Origin of the sequence: Rahnella inusitata (genome assembly GCF_018288855.1) — a bacterium.
Taxonomy (GTDB): Bacteria; Pseudomonadota; Gammaproteobacteria; order Enterobacterales; family Enterobacteriaceae; genus Rahnella; species Rahnella inusitata.
The window spans coordinates 4044469-4063254 of sequence record NZ_CP065024.1; the positions used below are offsets into that span (position 1 = coordinate 4044469).

Annotated in this window: 16 protein-coding genes; 5 read left to right on the forward strand and 11 right to left on the reverse strand. The window is 52.9% G+C overall.

Annotated features, from left to right (window positions below):
• Nucleotides 1–21 precede the first annotated feature (21 nt).
• From I2123_RS18965 to I2123_RS18980, 4 genes are all read right to left on the reverse strand, one after another.
• Complete coding sequence (locus I2123_RS18965) at nt 22–813, reverse strand: IclR family transcriptional regulator (protein ID WP_112164269.1); 792 nt, start codon at nt 811–813, stop codon at nt 22–24.
• Between the two features lie 536 nt (nt 814–1349).
• Complete coding sequence (gene aroL / locus I2123_RS18970) at nt 1350–1874, reverse strand: shikimate kinase AroL (protein WP_213051259.1); 525 nt, start codon at nt 1872–1874, stop codon at nt 1350–1352.
• Between the two features lie 263 nt (nt 1875–2137).
• The gene (locus I2123_RS18975; RefSeq protein WP_112164266.1) at nt 2138–2716 is read right to left on the reverse strand and encodes a class I SAM-dependent methyltransferase; all 579 of its coding nucleotides are present in this window, start codon (nt 2714–2716) and stop codon (nt 2138–2140) included.
• Nucleotides 2717–2942: 226 nt separating this feature from the next.
• A complete protein-coding gene (locus I2123_RS18980; RefSeq protein WP_112164265.1) occupies nt 2943–3218 on the reverse strand; it encodes a YdgH/BhsA/McbA family protein in 276 nt (91 codons plus the stop codon).
• Between the two features lie 405 nt (nt 3219–3623).
• On the opposite strand from I2123_RS18980, the gene I2123_RS18985 reads away from it, so the two are divergent.
• Complete coding sequence (locus tag I2123_RS18985; protein ID WP_213051260.1) at nt 3624–4541, forward strand: DUF808 domain-containing protein; 918 nt, start codon at nt 3624–3626, stop codon at nt 4539–4541.
• Nucleotides 4542–4600: 59 nt separating this feature from the next.
• On the opposite strand, the gene I2123_RS18990 is transcribed toward I2123_RS18985, so the two are convergent.
• Entirely contained in the window at nt 4601–5371 is a 771-nt protein-coding gene (locus I2123_RS18990; RefSeq protein ID WP_213052567.1) for a class I SAM-dependent methyltransferase, read from the reverse strand.
• 139 nt (nt 5372–5510) lie between these two features.
• Between I2123_RS18990 and I2123_RS18995 the strand changes: the two genes are divergently transcribed.
• The 3 genes from I2123_RS18995 to sseA all read left to right on the forward strand — a co-directional run bounded on the left by I2123_RS18995 (nt 5511) and on the right by sseA (nt 7859).
• The gene (locus I2123_RS18995; RefSeq protein ID WP_213051261.1) at nt 5511–6302 is read left to right on the forward strand and encodes a helix-turn-helix transcriptional regulator; all 792 of its coding nucleotides are present in this window, start codon (nt 5511–5513) and stop codon (nt 6300–6302) included.
• A gap of 130 nt (nt 6303–6432) precedes the next feature.
• A complete protein-coding gene (locus I2123_RS19000; protein ID WP_213051262.1) occupies nt 6433–6981 on the forward strand; it encodes a GNAT family N-acetyltransferase in 549 nt (182 codons plus the stop codon).
• 32 nt (nt 6982–7013) lie between these two features.
• On the forward strand, nt 7014–7859 hold the full coding sequence (gene sseA, locus I2123_RS19005; RefSeq protein ID WP_112164260.1) for a 3-mercaptopyruvate sulfurtransferase: 846 nt from the start codon (nt 7014–7016) through the stop codon (nt 7857–7859).
• 47 nt (nt 7860–7906) lie between these two features.
• On the opposite strand, the gene I2123_RS19010 is transcribed toward sseA, so the two are convergent.
• The 6 genes from I2123_RS19010 to purL all read right to left on the reverse strand — a co-directional run bounded on the left by I2123_RS19010 (nt 7907) and on the right by purL (nt 17040).
• Nucleotides 7907–8704 (reverse strand): phosphate/phosphite/phosphonate ABC transporter substrate-binding protein, encoded by a 798-nt coding sequence (locus tag I2123_RS19010; RefSeq protein ID WP_213051263.1) that lies wholly within the window; start codon nt 8702–8704, stop codon nt 7907–7909.
• Nucleotides 8705–8719: 15 nt separating this feature from the next.
• Nucleotides 8720–9727 (reverse strand): fatty acid desaturase, encoded by a 1008-nt coding sequence (locus tag I2123_RS19015; protein ID WP_213051264.1) that lies wholly within the window; start codon nt 9725–9727, stop codon nt 8720–8722.
• 171 nt (nt 9728–9898) lie between these two features.
• A complete protein-coding gene (gene agp, locus I2123_RS19020) occupies nt 9899–11200 on the reverse strand; it encodes a bifunctional glucose-1-phosphatase/inositol phosphatase (protein WP_112164257.1) in 1302 nt (433 codons plus the stop codon).
• 173 nt (nt 11201–11373) lie between these two features.
• A complete protein-coding gene (pagP, locus tag I2123_RS19025) occupies nt 11374–11892 on the reverse strand; it encodes a lipid IV(A) palmitoyltransferase PagP (RefSeq protein WP_213052568.1) in 519 nt (172 codons plus the stop codon).
• A gap of 354 nt (nt 11893–12246) precedes the next feature.
• Complete coding sequence (pagP, locus tag I2123_RS19030) at nt 12247–12870, reverse strand: lipid IV(A) palmitoyltransferase PagP (protein WP_112164256.1); 624 nt, start codon at nt 12868–12870, stop codon at nt 12247–12249.
• 279 nt (nt 12871–13149) lie between these two features.
• Nucleotides 13150–17040, reverse strand: a complete 3891-nt coding sequence (gene purL, locus I2123_RS19035) for a phosphoribosylformylglycinamidine synthase (RefSeq protein ID WP_213051265.1) — start codon at nt 17038–17040, stop codon at nt 13150–13152.
• A 278-nt stretch (nt 17041–17318) separates the two neighbouring features.
• Between purL and mltF the strand changes: the two genes are divergently transcribed.
• On the forward strand, nt 17319–18779 hold the full coding sequence (gene mltF / locus I2123_RS19040) for a membrane-bound lytic murein transglycosylase MltF (protein ID WP_213051266.1): 1461 nt from the start codon (nt 17319–17321) through the stop codon (nt 18777–18779).
• Nucleotides 18780–18786: the final 7 nt, after the last annotated feature.

Here is an 18786-nt window from a genome sequence, read left to right on the forward strand (position 1 = left end):
TGCATCGGTTGCCCGATGCGTTTACTGCAAGCCGGAGAGACGCTGATGATTAATCCAGTCATCATCACCCAGCTTTTCAGCAATTTTTCGGGTCACGGCGGTCAGGCCATCCTTTATCCCTTCCGGTATGCCCTTTCCTTCGGCTGGGGAAGAGAAAGACAGCCCTAACCCCACAATCTCATTTCTGTGCTTATTAAAAATACTGGTGGCTAAAGAACTGATCCCCTGCAAGGTTTCGTTATTGGCAAAGGACAATCCGTTCTGCCGGATTTCAGCCAGCCGCACTAATAATAAATCGATACTTTTCGGTGAATTCGCCGATTTCACCTGATATTCGCCGCGATACCGCTCGCGAACTTCATCGTCGCTGTAGCGCGCCAGAATCGCCCGGCCAATCGCCGTTTCATGCGCCGGTAATAAACTGCCCGCCGGTGTCACCACCTGCAGATAAGTTCTGCCAGGAAACATCCGCATGATCATTATCTCGCGGCCTTCGAGCATCGAAACATAACCGGTGCACTGCGTCAGCTGACTGAGCTGCGTCATGTAAGGCGTTGTCGCATCGACCAGCGGCGTCGATAAATAGTGGCTGGATATCGCCAGTAATAATTTTCCGATTCGATATAAACGACTGTCCGGATCGCGCTCTAATAAGCCTTCACTTTCCATGGTCATTAATAATCGGGACACGGTACTTTTTGGCAAGGCTAAATTGTTCACCACATCGCTAAATGACAGCCCCGGATGACCCTGGTTGACGCCCTGCCTCGAAAATAACTTCAGTACTGCCGTCGCATTCTCTAAAGTGCTCATAAAGAGAAGAGTTCCGCTATGTGGAACAAGGTTCCTGTAAAGTTGATTGAAAAATAGTGCTGATACGTGTCAGCGTCAAGGCGTTTATTTTTGGCGGAATAAAATTGCACTTAATAAATATGCTTAAAGATAATCCTAAAGCCATTCATTAAAGAGAAAGGGGGAATGAATTGCCGAGTATTTATGAGGTGACGCGCGTCAAACTCAGCAGATTATAGCGATTAAAGATTACGCAAAATATACAGCGCGATAGAGGCTTCGACGAGGATGATAGTGACCGACCAGACAGCGGGCATCGCTTTGCTGTGCTGGTGAAAGAACGACATCAGGGGTTTCATCATGGGTTCCGTAGTGGAGGTTAAAGTAATCACCTGAGTTATTACCTTACTCCCATCTATTCGTAAGAACAATAAGTAACCCTGCGTGATACTCATCACATAACGTGGCCCATTTTGTTTACGTTTTCCGTGATTTCCCACCCCGCAGACATAAAAAAACGAGCCACCTGGGCTCGTCGTTTTTCATCATCACGGCTGTCAGCGTGCCATCGGCAAGGCCAGTGCTTCCATGATGGCATTCACCACCTGCGCCGGATCCTGCGTACCGTCGACAACGTGATGTGCAGCCTGCTGATACAATGCTTCGCGCTCATTCAGCACCTGCATCATTTCTTCAGTGATCGGCTTACCGGTCAGCGTAGGACGCTGATCTTCCATCGGGGCATCTTCCAGACGGTTTGCCAGCGTGGAGGCCGGTGAACGCAGATAGATAACGGTGCCTGTCTGGCGCATAAAATCACGGTTTTCCGCCGACAGCACCACACCGCCACCGGTAGCGACCACGGTCAGCGGCGAGCTTATCGCCTTCAGCGTTTCAGTTTCACGACGGCGGAAACCTGCCCAGCCTTCACGGTCAACGATATCGGCCACGCTGAGCCCTGAGGTACCCAGCAGATAGAGATCGGTATCGACAAATTTATAGCCCAGCGCTTTCGCCAGAGCACTCCCAACTGTCGTTTTACCTGCGCCACGCGCGCCTACCATGAATATGGGTTGTGTCATTAACGCTGTCCTTAATTCCCCGGGAGCCTCGTTGCTCATCTGATGAAAATCCATCATTTACCTGACGCATGAATGTCAAAATAGTTGCTGATCTGGCGCCTGGACGTACTCGCAAGATAGTACAACAAAAAAGCCTCACTGGCAGGTTTTTGTCACCTGCCGGTGAAGCTTCTGTAGCGTTTTATTTACGCCACCCGTGGCATCATACTGATAAATCTTTACAGCGCAATGTTCTCAGCAGCTTGGATCGCTAAAGTGCTGTATCAGTGTGGTTTACAAATATAGACCAGTGCCGGGGGGAAATTTTTCACAACGCGGATTTTTTTCCAGGTGAAGTAACGGGAGAGCATTTTCTCGGAAAGATGACTGTACTGGAACAGCACCAGTACACCGTCTTTCGCCTTCAGCTGCTGCTGCGTTTTCTGCAAAATCTTCATGCTGATGCGCGTCGGCATCGACAGCAGCGGCAGACAGGAAAATACGGCATCATAATCTCCCGTCAGGTGCTCGGCTGAATGCGCCATAACCTGTAACCGTCGGTCGTCGAACAGATTCAGCTTGCGGATAAACGCCGGCTCAATCTCAAAAGCATCCAGCCGTGCATCCGCACGCATGCGGTTAAGGATCCGCCGCGTCAGCACGCCGTCAGCTGCGCCTAACTCGGCGATATGTAAAGACTTTGTCCAGTCGATCTGGCTGAGCATCGCGTGACACAACCAGGGGGACGACGGCATCAGCGTCCCCATTGTCCGTGGTGAGCTAATAAAATTCTGCAAATAAAAAAATTGATTCTGGATCGAAAGACCGGTGTTCTTAATCGTCATTCTCGCGGCATTCAACATATTAACTACCTCCTGAGGAAATAGACCCTTATATAACAGAAAAATTCTTAAGAAATGATTAATAAGGGGAATAAACGTCACAGAGGCTAATTAAAAATAAATCACATGGGATAACTCCCAAAAAAAGCGTTATGCCGGGTTATGTATAAATAACAAAAAGGCCAACGTCAGGTGACATTGGCCTTCTCACACGCTATCTGAAGTGAATCAGAAGACAGTCAGATTTTTATTTATACAACTCAACGTTTGCACGGTTCAGGCTTGAATCGCCCGGCGTACCCGCACCGACAACGCGGTAGTGTGTTGCGCCTTTATCGCTGGCAATCTGGTTCAATGCATCTTTCATGCTGCCCGGAACGGTGCTTGGCGCACTCACAGACACCATACCCAGTGACTGGTAAGTCCCGCTTTGTGCTTCTTGCGCAGTAATTGGCGAAGCCGCCAGCGCTGAGAATGAAGCAACAGTAATAGCAACAGCTGTAATTGCAGGTAAGAGTTTCATATTACGCACCTTTCTTTCGTTAGTTTCGTTAATTAATGGAGCGGAAGTAATCCGTTGAAATAATTATCGTTGAAACAATGAAAGGGGGCGTAATGCAACGTAAAGAAGTTTAACCATTGTGGTAAAAATAAGGAGAGATTGAAAGGAAGTATTTCGGCGATGATAACTGCAAGAGAATTAACGATATTTGATGGAGAAATGATGGAGAGTTTTCAAAGTTATTTATAGCCCGCACAACATTCGCACAAATCGACGCCGTAGTGCAATCACTGATATGATTATTTTTTATGAATTTTCTGCTTCCTTGATCACCTGCACAGTCAGGGTCGCAGATTCGGGCTTCCGCGCGGGCGGGAGCTCATTTAAACAATGATACTAAGGACGTTTTTATGGGGAGCATACATTATGGCGGGTGGTAGCCTTCTGGCCTTAATCGATGATATCGCATCGATTCTCGATGACGTGGCCGCAATGAGCAAAGTGGCGGCAAAAAAAACCGCCAGCGTGCTCGGAGACGATTTAGCGCTGAACGCACAACAGGTCACGGGCGTAAAAGCCGACAGGGAATTACCGATCGTCTGGGCCGTGGCGAAAGGCTCGATGTTAAACAAAGCCATACTGGTGCCGCTGGCGCTACTGATCAGTGCCTTCATTCCGTGGGCTATCACGCCGTTGCTGATGATTGGCGGCGCGTACTTATGTTATGAAGGGTTTGAGAAAGTCGCGCACAAACTGATGCCCGGCAAACATCAGGAAGAAGAAAAACCGGCAACGGAACAGGTAAAAACCGATGCTGATGCGAAAAAACTCGAAAAAGAAAAAGTAAAAGGCGCAGTGCGCACCGACTTCATTCTTTCGGCTGAAATTATCGTGATTTCTCTCGGTATCGTATCCGCTGCGCCGTTCCTCAATCAGGTCACCGTCATGGTGCTGATTGCTGTCGCCATGACCATCGGCGTATACGGACTGGTGGGCGCGATTGTAAAAATCGACGATGCAGGTTTGTATCTGAGCAAACTCTCCGGTGAGAGCAGCGTCATGAACGGCGTGCGTGCGTTTGGCCGTGGCATTGTGAATCTTGCGCCATGGCTGATGAAAACGCTGTCGGTCGTCGGCACGATTGCTATGTTCCTGGTCGGTGGCAGCATTATCAGCCATGGCCTGCCTTTCATGCACAGCCTGCTGGAAAAATTCACCCACGGCCATCAGGGCTGGGTGAATACGCTGATCACCGGCGCTACTGATTTGGGTGTAGGCCTGGTGGTCGGCGCTGCTGTTCTGGGTGCAGTGCTGCTTGGGCAAAAGATGTTTGGGAAGAAATAAAAACTGCCGTTTTGCGCCCTCCTTTTACAGAAGGGCGCTATTCCCCCTCTTCAATTCGTTCAGTTCTTTGACGCCACCAGCATCATAATGTCGCTGGTGAAAGAACCGTCGGGCTGGATCTCGAAATGCTGCACGACATCGTCTGACATCACTTTTTGCAACTCGCGGATCGCCACGGAGAAATGTTCCGGTGTGCGCATGCGTGCGACCCAGCTGGTGAACTCCAGCGACAGGCGGTCGGTGGTGACCTCGCGGGTAATCAACCCGGCCTCTGATGACATATTCAGCCATTCGCCCGGCGAATAGTTACGCACATGCGACGTATCGCGTAACACCTCGATGGTTTGCAGATAGATATCCAGCAGCGGATGTCCCGGCGACACCACGTCCATCATGATGAATTTCCCGCCCGGCTTCAGCACACGAGCCACTTCGCGCAGCGCCTGCCCGACATCGTGCCAGTGGTGCGCGGAATAGCGGCTGATAATGACATCGGCGCTATTGTCGGCAAACGGCAGTGATTCCGCTACGCCCTGCTGTACGCGGATGTTATCCAGGTGTTTGTCCTTCGCCGCCTGCGCCACCACCGCCAGCATTTGCGCGGACAAATCATAGGCAATCACGCTTTTCACCACGCCCGCCGCCACAAAGCTGGCGTGTCCTGCACCGCAGCCCAGATCGATAACCTGCGCCTCTTTATGCGGTGCCAGCAGGGTTGCCAGCCGCTTCAAATCCGCGCCCTGTGAATGAACGGCGCTGGTCAGATAATCCTGTGCCTGCGAACCAAACTGCTTATCAACCGCCTCACTGTGAGTATTTTTCATGTTCATCATTGCTCCTGCCTGTCTTGTTTTTATGGGGATAAATGCGGGTTTCAAATGACCTCAAAATCACTATAGGCATTGTTCTATACGGGTACAATATGAGCGTTTATACTGGTATCAGTTACTCCCAGTCTGAGAGATAAGAATGATAGATAACGCAGAGTCACTCACCGGCCCGAAGGCACTGGGGCTTTTTTTACGTACCCACCGTGAGCGGGTTACGCCGGAAATGGTCGGGCTGCCAGGGTCATCGCGCCGCAGAACCAGCGGCCTGCGGCGTGAGGAGCTGGCGCAAATCAGTGGCATCAGCGCCACCTGGTACACATGGATTGAACAGGGGCGTGATGTGTCTATTTCCGCGGCTACGCTCGATAATCTCGCTAACGCCTTGCGGATGGAACCGGCCGCGCGCGAGTATCTGTTCAGCTTAGCGGCGGTGAAAGATCCGCAGGCTGTGCACATTTCCGGCGCACCGGACGTCAGCCTGAAAAACTGCGTGAATCAGTTCACCTGCCCTGCTTATCTGCTCGACAGCTGCTGGAACGTACTGGCGTGGAATGCTCAGGCCGAAGCGTTGTTCAGCGGCTGGCTGGGGGCTGATCCGCAACCCAATCTGCTCGACTTCATGTTTCTGCATCCGCTGGCGCGTAAACTGGTGACTAACTGGGCTGAACGCGCCAAGCGCGTGGTCGCAGAATTTCGCGCCGAAACCAGCCACTATGCGCATTCGGATGCGGTTCGGGAGACCGTTATCAGCCTGCGCGAACGCAGCACAGACTTCAATCAGTGGTGGACGCAGCAGGAAGTTTTGTCGCGGGAGGGAGGTGAACGGCGCTTTAATCATCCGGCGGAAGGTGAAAAAAGTTACCGTCAGCAGACATTTTTCCCGGCGGGATATGCCGACTGCAAGCTGGTGATGCTGGTCCCGCAGGAGTAAGACCGCAAGCCAGACAGCGCTGTTTTTTCACACTTAATTGCCCTTGCCGCCAATTGACATATTGATGCTGTATGTGTGAGGCTGATTTGATTGCTTTTCCGAATCATTTCTACACTGACGGATGATAATCATGATGACACGCCAGATTTATCAGGACGAAGAAATCGAAATCCGTGCTGCAAACGAACTGGAGGCCGTGCTGCACTTTGCAGCCGTTCAGGCCTCAGTAAAAGAAATTGGCGCATGGGAAACCTGGTGCACCGAAAAATACACGCTGGAGGACAGCCGCAAGTATCTGACCGACAGCGAGCAAAAACGCCATCGCGGCGCAGAATTCAATTTCTGTCTGTTCGATCGCGCCAGCGGTGAGCTGATTGGCAGCGTGGGCATTAACCGCATCGTGCAGGAATATAAGTTCGCCAATGTCGGATATTGGATCCGTACCGGGTACACCGGCCGGAGTCTGGCGACGCTGGCAGTCAGAGCGGCGGCCCGTTTTGCTTTTACCGAACTTGAACTCACGCGGCTGGAAATTGTGGCGATGGAAAGCAACTTCCGCAGCCGCCGCGTCGCGGAGAAAGCGGGTGCCACTTCCGAGGGCCTGCATCGCAATCGTCTTTATTATCACGGTCAGCCGCGCGACGCCTGGGTCTATTCCCTGATCCCGGGCGATCTCTGAGCTGGCTTCACAAAAAAGATAAGGCACAGAACATGACTTTTTCTACCCATACCGTATCTACCGACTGGCTGGCGAAGAATCTGAATTCACCGGACGTGGTCATTATCGATTGTCGGAAATCCAAGCCGGGCATCACCCCGCCGATTGATTTTCATGCCAAATATCTTGAAGCGCATATCCCCAATGCAATCTATGTGGAAGTCGACAGCATTTCCGACTGTACTACCGGCCTGCCGCATATGATGCCGACAGCCGAAGAATTTGCTGCGTCAATGAGCCGTCTCGGCGTGGCCGACACGCAAACTATCGTGCTTTACGATGAAGGCGATTTATTCTCTGCGCCGCGCGTATGGTGGATGCTGACCAGTTTCGGCGCGAAAAGCGTCCGCGTGCTGGACGGTGGCCTTAACGCCTGGATTGCCGAAGGTAAGCCGACACAAAGCGGTGAACACACCCGCGTGCCTTCAACGTTCAACGCCAAACTTGTGCGTCCGGTGGTCGTCTCGGCACAGCAGGTCAAAGAATCCCTGGGCAAAGTGCAAATCATCGATGCCCGCTCGCTGGCGCGCTTTAAAGCCGAAGCGCCGGAGCCGCGTCCGGGTTTGCACGGCGGCCATATTCCGGGCAGCCTTAGCGTGCCTTTTACCGAGCTGACGCAGGACGGTCATCTGAAAGCGCCACAGGCCCTGAAAGCAACGTTCGAAAAGCTGGGCGTGGATCTGAATAAACCGGTGATCACCAGCTGTGGCTCGGGCGTAACCGCCGCGGCACTGGCTTTCGGGCTGGACGCGCTGGGCGTGAAAGATGTCGCGCTGTACGACGGTTCGTGGGCAGAATGGGGTGACGTGAACGAAGATTTCCCTATCGAAACGCACTGAAAATATGGTGTGAGAAATTAAAAACCGGGCTGAGAAGCCCGGTTTTTTTATGCCGTTTTTTGCAGGGTCAGTTCACTGACGCCGAACGACTGCGCGATCTCTTTCATTAGCGCGATCACGCCGTAGGCCAGTCGCGGCACTTCGGTGAACTCTTCGATCAGTAACGGCTCGCTGACGGGTTCGTGCGCGATTTCATGCAATGCCTGTCGTAAAATCGCCAGCTGTTCCGGTGAGGTTTGTGCTGATGTGATCAGCGGTAAACCGGGCACGGCAGCAGTTTGGCCAATAACGACCAGGCCGGTGAGGGTTTCAGGTTCCGCGCGTTTGAGCAATTCCATCGTCACGCAATCCACAGCCGCAATATCGGCTTTACTCTGCTGAATAAAATGAAGGGATTCGCGGTGGCTGCCCGTTGCTGAGGCTTCAGAAAAAAATCGCCCTGCGTCGGCCAGCGGAGCCACCAGTGCGCGCAGGCTGTTATAACCGGACTGAGAATCGGTGCTGTTGAACGCCAGACGTCGGTGGCGGAAATCAGCCAGAAACCGCCCTTTATCCTCCTCACGCACAACTAAAAAGCTGCGGTAACGGAACCCGTCACAGCCGGGAGCGCGGTAGCTGAATAATCCCACCAGCTGCACCTGCGGCAGGCTTTCCACCAGCGGGAATCCGCAGGTCTGACTGAGCAGTAAATCCGGTCGTTGCCAGTGCGCCAGCAACGTCTGCGGCCAGCTCAGAGAGTCAGGCGTATCGTGCAGGCCGAGTTGGCGGAGCTTGTCACGCAACACGCTGGCGAACGCCTCAACGTCAGGCGGGGAGATGGCGTACATCGGTAAAGACATCAGCATGATTTGGCGACTCCGTCAGGGGGTGTCCTGCTGATAATCATAGTCGCTGCGCGACGGTTGCGCTGGCACTCCCTCCGGCGCAAAAGGATGACTTTCGACGGCGACCGGAGACCTCGAGTGATCGCGAAACCACTGCCGGTAACCTTTCACCACAAACCCTTCGCTTCGCGCAATGTATGCCTCACGATCGGCGGCATACACCTGACGCAATGCAAACCACGGGACGCCAGGCAGATCGTGATGCACCAGATGGTAATTCAGGTTGAGGAACAAGATCCGCCACACCAGACCGGCTTCGTTCAGGGTGGATCGCGCCTCGGGCGCATGTTCGGCACGGTGTTCGAAGAAAGAGCGGACTTTCGTCAGGCTGAGCGCCGGATAACTCACCGCCAGAATAAAAAAGGCAGGCGATAAACCGCGCTGTACCATCCAGTACAGCAATCCCGCCAGCAAAATGCCGTGCGTCAGCCACATCGTGACCGCCCGCCAGTCGCCACGAAACACCGCCGTGAATGCGCCGGTCAGCGTGCTGCAAATATCCAGCAGCGGGCCGAGCAGCATTCTGCCCGGCAGGGTATTGCGTAATCGAACCAGCGCTTTCATTGCCGGTGAAAGCGTTTCCCAGCTGTTGCGGCTGAAGTAATAGCCTTCGGGATCGTCGCCGGGCAGCGTGAGATGTTCATTAACGTGATGCTGCAAATGGGTATCGCGATACAGGCCGTACGGATACCAGACCGCCAGCGGCAGCGTGCCCATCAGCTGATTTAACCACGGTTTGCGGGTCGGGTGGCCGTGAATAAGTTCATGTTGCAGCGACATGTACCATGTGGTGAACCAAATCAGCAGCGGCGTGCCGATCCACACGCCGAGCGACGTCCAGAACATGACGACGGCAAACCAGCCGCTGTAGACGGCAGCGATAAGCACCCACGTCGGTAATTCCAGCCGCCACAGGATGCGGCGGGAACGGGCCACGATATCCGCCCGCTGTCGGGCGCTGAGGTAAAAGGAGGTCGACGCCATAATTTTCCGCGCTACTGATGATAAAGGCTTCGGCAAATTATCCCGCATCCCGGCACTTCGGCGAACTGACTTAAAATGCATTCTATTGCCAGTTCAGCGCTAAAGACCTGCGGCACAGTTCAGGCGTAAAAAAGCCCGCCGGAGCGGGCTGGAGACGTCTTATAACTCAGCTTAACCTTGCAGATCTTTCTGCACAGCCTGAGTGAATTCGTCCATCGGGCAGAAACCTTGTTTATCGACGGCACAGCCTTCGATTTGCAGCGTCACACGCTCAGGAGGATTTTTGATACTCAGCGCAACATTGTTACGGATTTGCTTCGCGGTCGGATAAATGTATTCGATCTTCATCAAATCTTTATTGGCTTTCTTGTCATGCCAGCGCTGGAAAACAACGGTGCCGCTGATTGGCGTACGTTCGTACTGACCCGGTAAGGTGTAGTCCTGCGTTTTCAGCGCGGCGAGCAGCGAGGCGATATTCGAATCATGCCCGACCAGCACGGCCAGTTTTGACTGCTGTGCCGCTTTTTCGTCAGCGGTATTCGCCAGTTTTGGATCCAGTGAGCCGGCAATAAAGGTGAGCAACGGTTTAGCCGCATTCGCCGCAATCGCTGGCGAGCCGAACAGGGTCTCGTGATACAGATTTTTGATAGTTTCCAGCTTCGTCCATTGTTCAGGCGTACTGATTTTTCCCCATGCGATGTCTTTCATCGGGAAACCTTCGTAATATTGCAACATGAACGCGTCGGTCGCACCGGTCGCCATGCGCAGAGGCCCGGTAATGCCCGGCTCTTTGCCCTGCGTCAGCACGACATCCGACGGCTGAGATGCCAGATCGCACTGTTGTTTCTCTTTACAGATTTTGCTGTTTTTGTAATCGAGAATACTTTCCAGCAGTTGGTAATTGGGTTTCAGACGCTGATTCAACCCCGCCAGACCGCCCTCACCCGCATGCTGATTAACAGAATTCAACGCGCTGGTTTTGAAGGTTTCGTTCACTTCGGCAGTAATAATGGGGTTAAAGACCGGATCCATTTTACCGATTTCTACGCGGTTGATGACCGCCACATCACAGCCGGGGAAAGCGCCGGTCGTAAAGTGTTTCGCGGTATCAATGGTGCGCGGCAAACTGTTGGCGTAAGTAAAGACTTGCGCGTTTGCAGGACATCCGGCGGCAGGCAGCAGTTTGTCTTTCGCCAGCCAGGCGCGGAAATAATGTCCCATATGCTCGGAAACCTGGCCGCCTTTTGGCGTCAGCAAGCCACCTTCAGTTTTCCAGACAGGCCAGGTGTGCGTGGTGGATTCGGCCAGCACATCACCATAATTGACCAGCGGCGCACGGATACCGTGGCGGCTAAGCACCAGCACCTGTTGCAGTTCTAAATTATCGGACTGAGCGGCCTGAGCGACAGGCACGGAGAGCGGCAAAACGCAGGCAAGTGCAGACAATGCAAGAAAACGGGATGCTTTTTTCACGAGTGATCCTCTTAATGAATAGTTTTGTAGATTCCCTGAAATAAAAAATCACCGCAGGATCCAACAGATTGATTCCTGCGATGAATTTCTAGCATAGTGGAATATTCACCAGAAGTGGGGGATCAGGTTCACAACCTGCGTCCGGGGCTTTGTTCAGTCACAAAGAAACTGATTCAGAACTGATAACGCAGCCAGGCAAAGAACACGTTGCCATTGTTGTGAGTACCGGGAATATAGGTCGCCTGAAAAGTGAGTTTGTCATAGCCTACCGAAGCCAGCGGTAATACGATCGGAATAGGAATATATTTATAGTCATCTCGCGCGGTGACCGCCGCCGTATAACCTAATCCTAAACGAAAATCTTTATCATTCATTGGCTGCCATATTTTTTCCCAGCCATAACCCCCGATCGGTTGCCATTTATTATGTGAGTCTTTAAACGCCATAAAATAGATGCCGTTCCAGTTTCCTTTCTCATCATATCGGGAAATACCATAACCTCCGCCCCACGGACGTTCGTTATATCTGTCAGTTTTTTCTTTGTCATAAGCCAGGCGGTTGTGCCAGGTAATGACCGGCAGATAGATGTCCTGGGAATCAGAATCGTTCCAGGTGCTGGACACGTTATCTTTGAAAGTATCCCACATCTGCGGAAAAATGGACTGCGTGCCATCTTTATTGGGGGTGTTCATCGGGTCCAGCCCGCTATTGGATGCCCAGACTGGCGAACTTAACCCTAATGTCACCACCACAATGAAACCAGCTATGACTTTATTGATTAGCATTTTCATAATAACTCCCTGCATTGAGGTAGTATCATAAACAAAGCCTGGCTCAATAAAGTAAACGTAGGTATAACGAAAAAACCTTATTGCCGTTAATTTAATGAATTTAAAGCGTTTAAATTATGTATTATCAGAATTATCCTTAAATGATTTAGATTCTGTTTATACAATTACCACCTAGAATCCCCAGAACACTCAGAATATCCGCAGAGAGGCTGCGAGAATTATCCTATTATTAAACTAAAGTAATTAAATTAATTATCAAAACTGAAAGCGGAACCAGCCAAAAAGTACATTACCTTTGCTGTTGGCGCCTGGCACGTAAGTTGCCTGGAACGTCAGCCGGGAATAGCCTGCTGAAACCAGAGGCAGAACCATCGGGAAAGGAACGTAATCATAATTATCACGTGCCGAGACGGCAGTAATATATCCGGCGCCTAAACGGAATTCTTTATCATTCAGGGGTTGCCATATCTTTTCATAACCATAACCGGCAACGGGTTCCCATTTATTAAAGGAGTCTTTAAACGCCATAGCATAAAGCGCATGCCAGTTTCCTTTTTTATCATAGCGAGAAACACCGTAACCCCCACCCCATGGATGTTCGTTATATCCATCAATTTGTTTTTCACTGTGAGTATGACGATTGTGGCGTGTTAATACGGGCAGAAAGAGATCCTGGTGCTGCGGAGCATTCCAGGTTTCCGCAATATTATTTTTATATGCAGACCATAAACTTTCGTTATTACCCTGTTCAGAAACAGTTTGAGTTTGCGGAACTATCACACTTTCCTCTGCCTGCGCAGGGTTTGCGGTAAGTAAAAAAGCAGCATAAATTGAAAAAGAGAATATTGCGCTTAGATTTAATAAACGGATATTTTTCATTGAAATGAACGCCCTGTTAATTTGACCGGGGCATCATATAATGTAAAAACTATATAAATATTGAATCATGCATTAAGTAATCATAAACAATGCAGATGTGATTTTTTATAAACATTTAAAAACAATGGGTTATGAATTGTGGCACAAAAAAATACTGAAACATTGATTTACATTTAGGGGATCTGACTTCTCCAGGCCACATATTTTGTGGCGTGCAGATATAAAAAAACCGCAGGGCTTTCGCGCTGCGGATTTTTATTACTGACGCAATTTGGCGTATCAGCCCAACTGTTTACGCGCATTACGGAACATACGCATCCACGGGCTATCTTCGCCCCACTCTTCCGGGTGCCAGGAGTTACTGACGGTACGGAAGACTCGCTCAGGATGCGGCATCATTACGGTAACGCGACCTGACAGGTTTGTGACCGCAGTAATCCCGTTCGGTGAACCGTTCGGATTCGCCGGATAGTTTTCCGTCACCTGACCGTGGTTATCCACAAAGCGTAGCGCCACCAGATTGCTGTGCTCAATCTGTGCCAGATGCGCAGCGTCTCGCACTTCCACATGGCCTTCGCCGTGTGAAACCGCAATTGGCATACGTGAACCGGCCATGCCCTGCATGAACATCGAAGGGCTGGCGGTCACTTCTACCAGACTGAAGCGCGCTTCGAAGCGGTCAGACAGGTTACGCACAAAGCGTGGCCAGTGTTCTGCGCCAGGAATCAGCTCTTTCAGGTTGGACATCATCTGACAGCCGTTACACACGCCCAGCGCCAGTGTTTGCGGACGATGGAAGAACTCGGCGAACTCTTCACGCACGCGGTCGTTGAACAGGACAGACTTCGCCCAGCCTTCACCTGCGCCCAGCACGTCACCGTAGGAGAACCCGCCGCACGCTACCAGCGTGTGGAAATCCTGCAAATCACGGCGACCGGCCAGCAGATCACTCATGTGGACGTCTACTGCGTCGAAACCTGCGCGGTGGAAGGCGGCTGCCATTTCCACGTGAGAGTTCACACCCTGCTCACGCAGCACCGCGACTTTCGGACGCGCACCTTTCGCGATGTAAGGCGCAGCAACGTCTTCGTCAGGTGCGAACGTCAGTTTGACGTTCAGACCCGGATCGAGATCGTGCGTTTTGGCCTGATGTTCCTGATCGGCACATTCCGGGTTATCACGCAGACGCTGCATCTGCCAGGTGGTTTCCGCCCACCAGGTACGCAACGTGGTGCGGCTTTCGCTGTACACCGGTTTGTCGCCATGAGTGATGATGAAACGGTCGCCGGTTTCCACTGTACCGAGATAATGCGTGCAATCCGCCAGACCAAACTTCGCCAGCGTCTGCTCAACGGCATCACGGTCCTCTGCGCGAACCTGAATCACCGCACCCAACTCCTCATTGAACAAGGCCGCCAGCGCGTCATTGCCGAGTGCAGCGATATCCGCCGTCAGGCCGCAATGACCAGCAAAGGCCATCTCGGCGAGCGTGACCAGCAAACCGCCGTCGGAACGGTCATGGTAAGCAAGCAGTTTCTGCTCAGAGACCAGCGCCTGCATAGCATTGAAGAAGCCACCGAGCTGTTCTGCACTGCGCACGTCAGCAGGGGTATTACCCAACTGACGATAAACCTGTGCCAGCGCCGTTGCACCCAGCGCATTATGACCGGCACCCAGATCCACCAGCAGCAGCGCGGTATCGCCTTTATCCGTGCGCAGCTGTGGCGTCACGGTATGACGCACGTCTTCGACGCGGGCAAACGCGGTGATAACCAGGGACAGCGGTGACGTCATCTCGCGTTGTTCGTTGCCTTCCTGCCAGCGGGTTTTCATCGACATAGAGTCTTTGCCCACAGGTATGGTGATACCCAGCGCCGGACAAAGCTCTTCACCCACGGCTTTCACCGCCGCGTACAGACCGGCATCTTCGCCCGGATGACCGGCCGCTGACATCCAGTTAGCAGAAAGCTTCACGCGCTTGAGGCTGCCAATTTCCACCGCCGCGATGTTGGTCAGCGCTTCGCCGACGGCCATGCGCCCGGAAGCGGCGAAGTCCAGCAGCGCAATCGGTGCACGTTCGCCCAGAGACATCGCTTCGCCATAATAGCTGTCGAGGCTGGCAGTGGTGACGGCGCAGTCAGCGACAGGGATCTGCCACGGGCCGACCATCTGGTCACGCGCAACCATGCCGGTAACCGTGCGGTCGCCGATAGTGATCAGGAAGGTTTTCTCAGCCACCGCAGGCAGATGCATCACGCGTTTTACTGCTTCAGCGATTTGAATATTTTCCGCGTTAAGGTCATCACCGTTCGCTTTCAGCGTCGTGACGTCACGGGTCATTTTCGGCGTTTTGCCGAGCAGCACGTCCAGCGGCATATCAATCGGCTGGTTGTCGAAATGGCTGTCTTCCAGAGACAAGTGCATTTCTTCTGTCGCTTCGCCGATCACGGCGTAAGGCGCGCGCTCGCGTTTACAGATGGCATCGAACTGTTCGAGCTGAGCAGGTGCGACCGCCATCACGTAACGTTCCTGAGATTCGTTACACCAGACTTCCAGCGGGCTCATGCCCGGCTCGTCGTTGAGGATATCGCGCAACTGGAAGCGGCCGCCACGGTTGCCGTCGCTCACCAGTTCCGGCATGGCGTTGGATAAGCCGCCTGCGCCGACGTCATGGATGAACAGAATCGGGTTGTCTTCACCGAGCTGCCAGCAGCGATCGATGACTTCCTGGCAGCGACGTTCCATTTCCGGGTTATCGCGCTGTACGGAAGCAAAATCCAGATCCGCATCGGACTGGCCAGAGGCCATAGAAGAAGCCGCACCGCCGCCCAGACCGATATTCATCGCAGGACCGCCGAGGACAATCAACTTCGCACCAACGGTGATCTCGCCTTTTTGCACGTGATCGGCACGGATGTTACCAATGCCTCCCGCCAGCATGATCGGTTTGTGGTAACCGCGCAGCTCTGGGCCGTTGTGGCTGTTGACGTTTTCTTCGTAAGTACGGAAGTAGCCCAACAGCGCCGGGCGACCAAATTCATTGTTGAACGCTGCGCCGCCCAGCGGACCGTCGGTCATGATATCGAGCGCGGTAACGATGCGATCCGGCTTCCCGAAATCTTCTTCCCACGGCTGTTCAAAGCCCGGAATTCGCAGGTTAGAAACGGAGAAACCGACCAGACCCGCTTTTGGTTTTGCCCCGCGACCGGTTGCGCCTTCGTCACGGATTTCACCACCGGATCCCGTTGCCGCGCCCGGCCACGGAGAAATTGCCGTCGGGTGATTGTGGGTCTCGACCTTCATCAGGATATGCGCCTGCTCCTGATGGAAATCGTACAGACCGTCTTTCGCATCGGCGTAAAAACGGCCAACCTGCGAACCTTCCATTACAGCGGCGTTATCTTTATACGCAGAAAGCACGTAGTCCGGCGTCTGTTCGAAGGTATTTTTGATCATCTTAAACAGGGATTTCGGCTGCGTTTCGCCGTCGATAACCCAGTCAGCGTTGAAGATTTTGTGGCGGCAGTGTTCGGAGTTAGCCTGCGCGAACATATAGAGTTCGATGTCAGTCGGGTTGCGCCCCAACGACGTAAAGGCTTCCATCAGGTAGTCAATTTCGTCCTGCGCCAGTGCCAGACCCAGTTTGGTGTTGGCGCTTTCCAGCGCGCTGCGACCTTCGCCAAGAACATCTACATGCTGTACCGGCGCGGGCTGATGTTGTGCGAACAAAGCGCTGGCGTCTTCCAGCTTACCGAAGAGGGTTTCCATCATCCGGTCATGCAGCAATGCGCCCAGCTGTGCCCATTGCGCGTCGGTCAGTTGCGGTGCCTGTACGTAGAATGCCAGACCACGCTCCAGACGCAGCACCTGAGATAAACCGCAGTTGTGAGCGATGTCAGTGGCTTTGGAAGACCACGGAGAAATGGTGCCGGGACGTGGAGTGACCAGCAGTAAGCGGCCAGTTGGAGCGTGTTCAGCGAGAGAAGGACCGTATTTCAGGAGGCGTTGTAACTTGGTTTGTTCGTCCGAACTCAGCGGTGCGCTGACATCGGCAAAGTGTACATATTCGGCGTAGACATCGCTGACCGGAAGGTGGGCATCCTGACAGCGGGACAACAATTTGTTAATGCGAAAAGCCGACAAAGCGGGCGAACCACGCAGTATTTCCATAATCACAGATCTCTCGTCTTCGAAGACACTGACCACAGTGCTTCATTGGGCGCAACAGGGGGAAAACGCGGCCTATTATAAAGAAAGCCATCGCCCGACGAAACCGTTTGCGCAGGGAATATTGATATTCATTTATAGGCGGACATTTTGTGCGGGCATTATGAATAAAGTTGCAGACTGCCGTTTTGTTGAGCAAAATGCGTCAGCACTGGGGATATAACCATACTAACTGCACAGCATATCGTATAAAAACAAGAGCGCCGCAGCGAGATAACTATTTGACGCGACTAAAAATTAATTATGTCCTGATGGGGATTGCCGCCCTGTTGCTGGCGCTGGCCTTATGGCCTGCCGTGCCGTGGCACAGGGGTGATGGCGACCAGTTGGATCAAATAAAATCCCGTGGAGAATTGCGCGTCAGCACGCTCAATTCTCCACTGACTTTTATGGACTCCCCGGAAGGTAATCTCGGCTTCGATTACGAGCTGGCGAAACGCTTTGCAGATTATCTGGGCGTGACGCTGGTCGTCTCTCAGCACACCACCGTTGACGCCATGTTCAGTGAGCTGGACCACGATAAAGCCGACATGCTGGCATCGGGTCTGGTTTACAACAATGAACGGCTGAAAAACTACCGGGCCGGGCCAGAATACTATTCCATTTCGCAGCAGCTGGTTTACCGGCAGGGTGCCGCACGCCCGAAAAGCTTCGCCGACATTAAAGGCACGCTCATGGTTTCCGCTGGCACCGCGCATATTGCGACGCTCGAAGCCGCGGGCAAAAAATTCCCTAACCTGACGTGGAGCACCACAGACAAGATGTCGCCGCGCGACCTGTTGCAACAGGTGGAAAACGGCAAGCTGGATTACACTCTGGGCGATTCCGTGACTATTGCACTGATGCAGCGTGTGTATCCGCGTCTGGCCGTTGCCTTCGACGTCACCGAAGATGAACCCGTCACCTGGTATTACCGCAAGCAGCCGGACGATGACAGCCTCTCCGCCGCCATGCTGGATTTTTTCAGTCAGATTGCCGACGACGGTACGCTGGAGAAACTCGAGGAAAAATACCTCGGCCACGTAGGCGACTTCGATTACGTCGATACTCGCACCTTCCTCAATGCCATCGACAAAACGCTGCCGGATCTGCAGCCGCTGTTTGAAAAGTACGCACAGGACATCGACTGGCGGTTGCTGGCTGCTATTGCTTATCAGGAATCACATTGGGATCCACAGGCCAAATCACCGACCGGCGTGCGTGGCGTGATGATGTTAACCCGTGCAACCGCATCCGGGCTGGACGTGGATGACAGAACCGATGCTGAGCAAAGTATTCGCGGCGGTGCGCTCTATCTATCGAGGCTGATGGAAAAGATGCCGGAAACGATTCCGCAGGATGAGAAAATCTGGTTTGCCCTTGCCGCGTATAACATGGGTTACGGCCACATGCTGGATGCCCGTAAGCTGACGGCGCAACAGAAAGCCAACCCCGACAGCTGGGCGGATGTAAAACAGCGGTTGCCGATGCTGAATCAAAAACGTTATATCGGCCGCACAACCTACGGCTATGCGCGTGGGACTCAGGCCTATAATTACGTCGAAAACATCCGTCGCTATCAGCTCAGTCTGGTGGGATATCTGATGGAAAGAGAGAAAAAACAGGCGCAACAGGCAGCGTTGCAAGCTCAGTTAGGCCAGGGCTATCCGGTGGTGGATACGAAGGAAGCGCTGGAGGAATAATCCTGTG

Coding starts and splice junctions, on each gene's coding strand:
- I2123_RS19015 (WP_213051264.1), bottom strand. CDS start 9,727: ATGGCGTCGACCTCCTTTTACCTCAGCGCCCGACAGCGGGCGGATATC.
- I2123_RS18990 (WP_213052567.1), bottom strand. CDS start 5,371: ATGAACATGAAAAATACTCACAGTGAGGCGGTTGATAAGCAGTTTGGT.
- I2123_RS18985 (WP_213051260.1), top strand. CDS start 3,624: ATGGCGGGTGGTAGCCTTCTGGCCTTAATCGATGATATCGCATCGATT.
- I2123_RS18980 (WP_112164265.1), bottom strand. CDS start 3,218: ATGAAACTCTTACCTGCAATTACAGCTGTTGCTATTACTGTTGCTTCA.
- I2123_RS18975 (WP_112164266.1), bottom strand. CDS start 2,716: ATGTTGAATGCCGCGAGAATGACGATTAAGAACACCGGTCTTTCGATC.
- I2123_RS19010 (WP_213051263.1), bottom strand. CDS start 8,704: ATGCTGATGTCTTTACCGATGTACGCCATCTCCCCGCCTGACGTTGAG.
- sseA (WP_112164260.1), top strand. CDS start 7,014: ATGACTTTTTCTACCCATACCGTATCTACCGACTGGCTGGCGAAGAAT.
- pagP (WP_112164256.1), bottom strand. CDS start 12,870: ATGAAAAATATCCGTTTATTAAATCTAAGCGCAATATTCTCTTTTTCA.
- purL (WP_213051265.1), bottom strand. CDS start 17,040: ATGGAAATACTGCGTGGTTCGCCCGCTTTGTCGGCTTTTCGCATTAAC.
- aroL (WP_213051259.1), bottom strand. CDS start 1,874: ATGACACAACCCATATTCATGGTAGGCGCGCGTGGCGCAGGTAAAACG.
- I2123_RS19000 (WP_213051262.1), top strand. CDS start 6,433: ATGATGACACGCCAGATTTATCAGGACGAAGAAATCGAAATCCGTGCT.
- I2123_RS18995 (WP_213051261.1), top strand. CDS start 5,511: ATGATAGATAACGCAGAGTCACTCACCGGCCCGAAGGCACTGGGGCTT.
- I2123_RS18965 (WP_112164269.1), bottom strand. CDS start 813: ATGAGCACTTTAGAGAATGCGACGGCAGTACTGAAGTTATTTTCGAGG.
- pagP (WP_213052568.1), bottom strand. CDS start 11,892: ATGAACACCCCCAATAAAGATGGCACGCAGTCCATTTTTCCGCAGATG.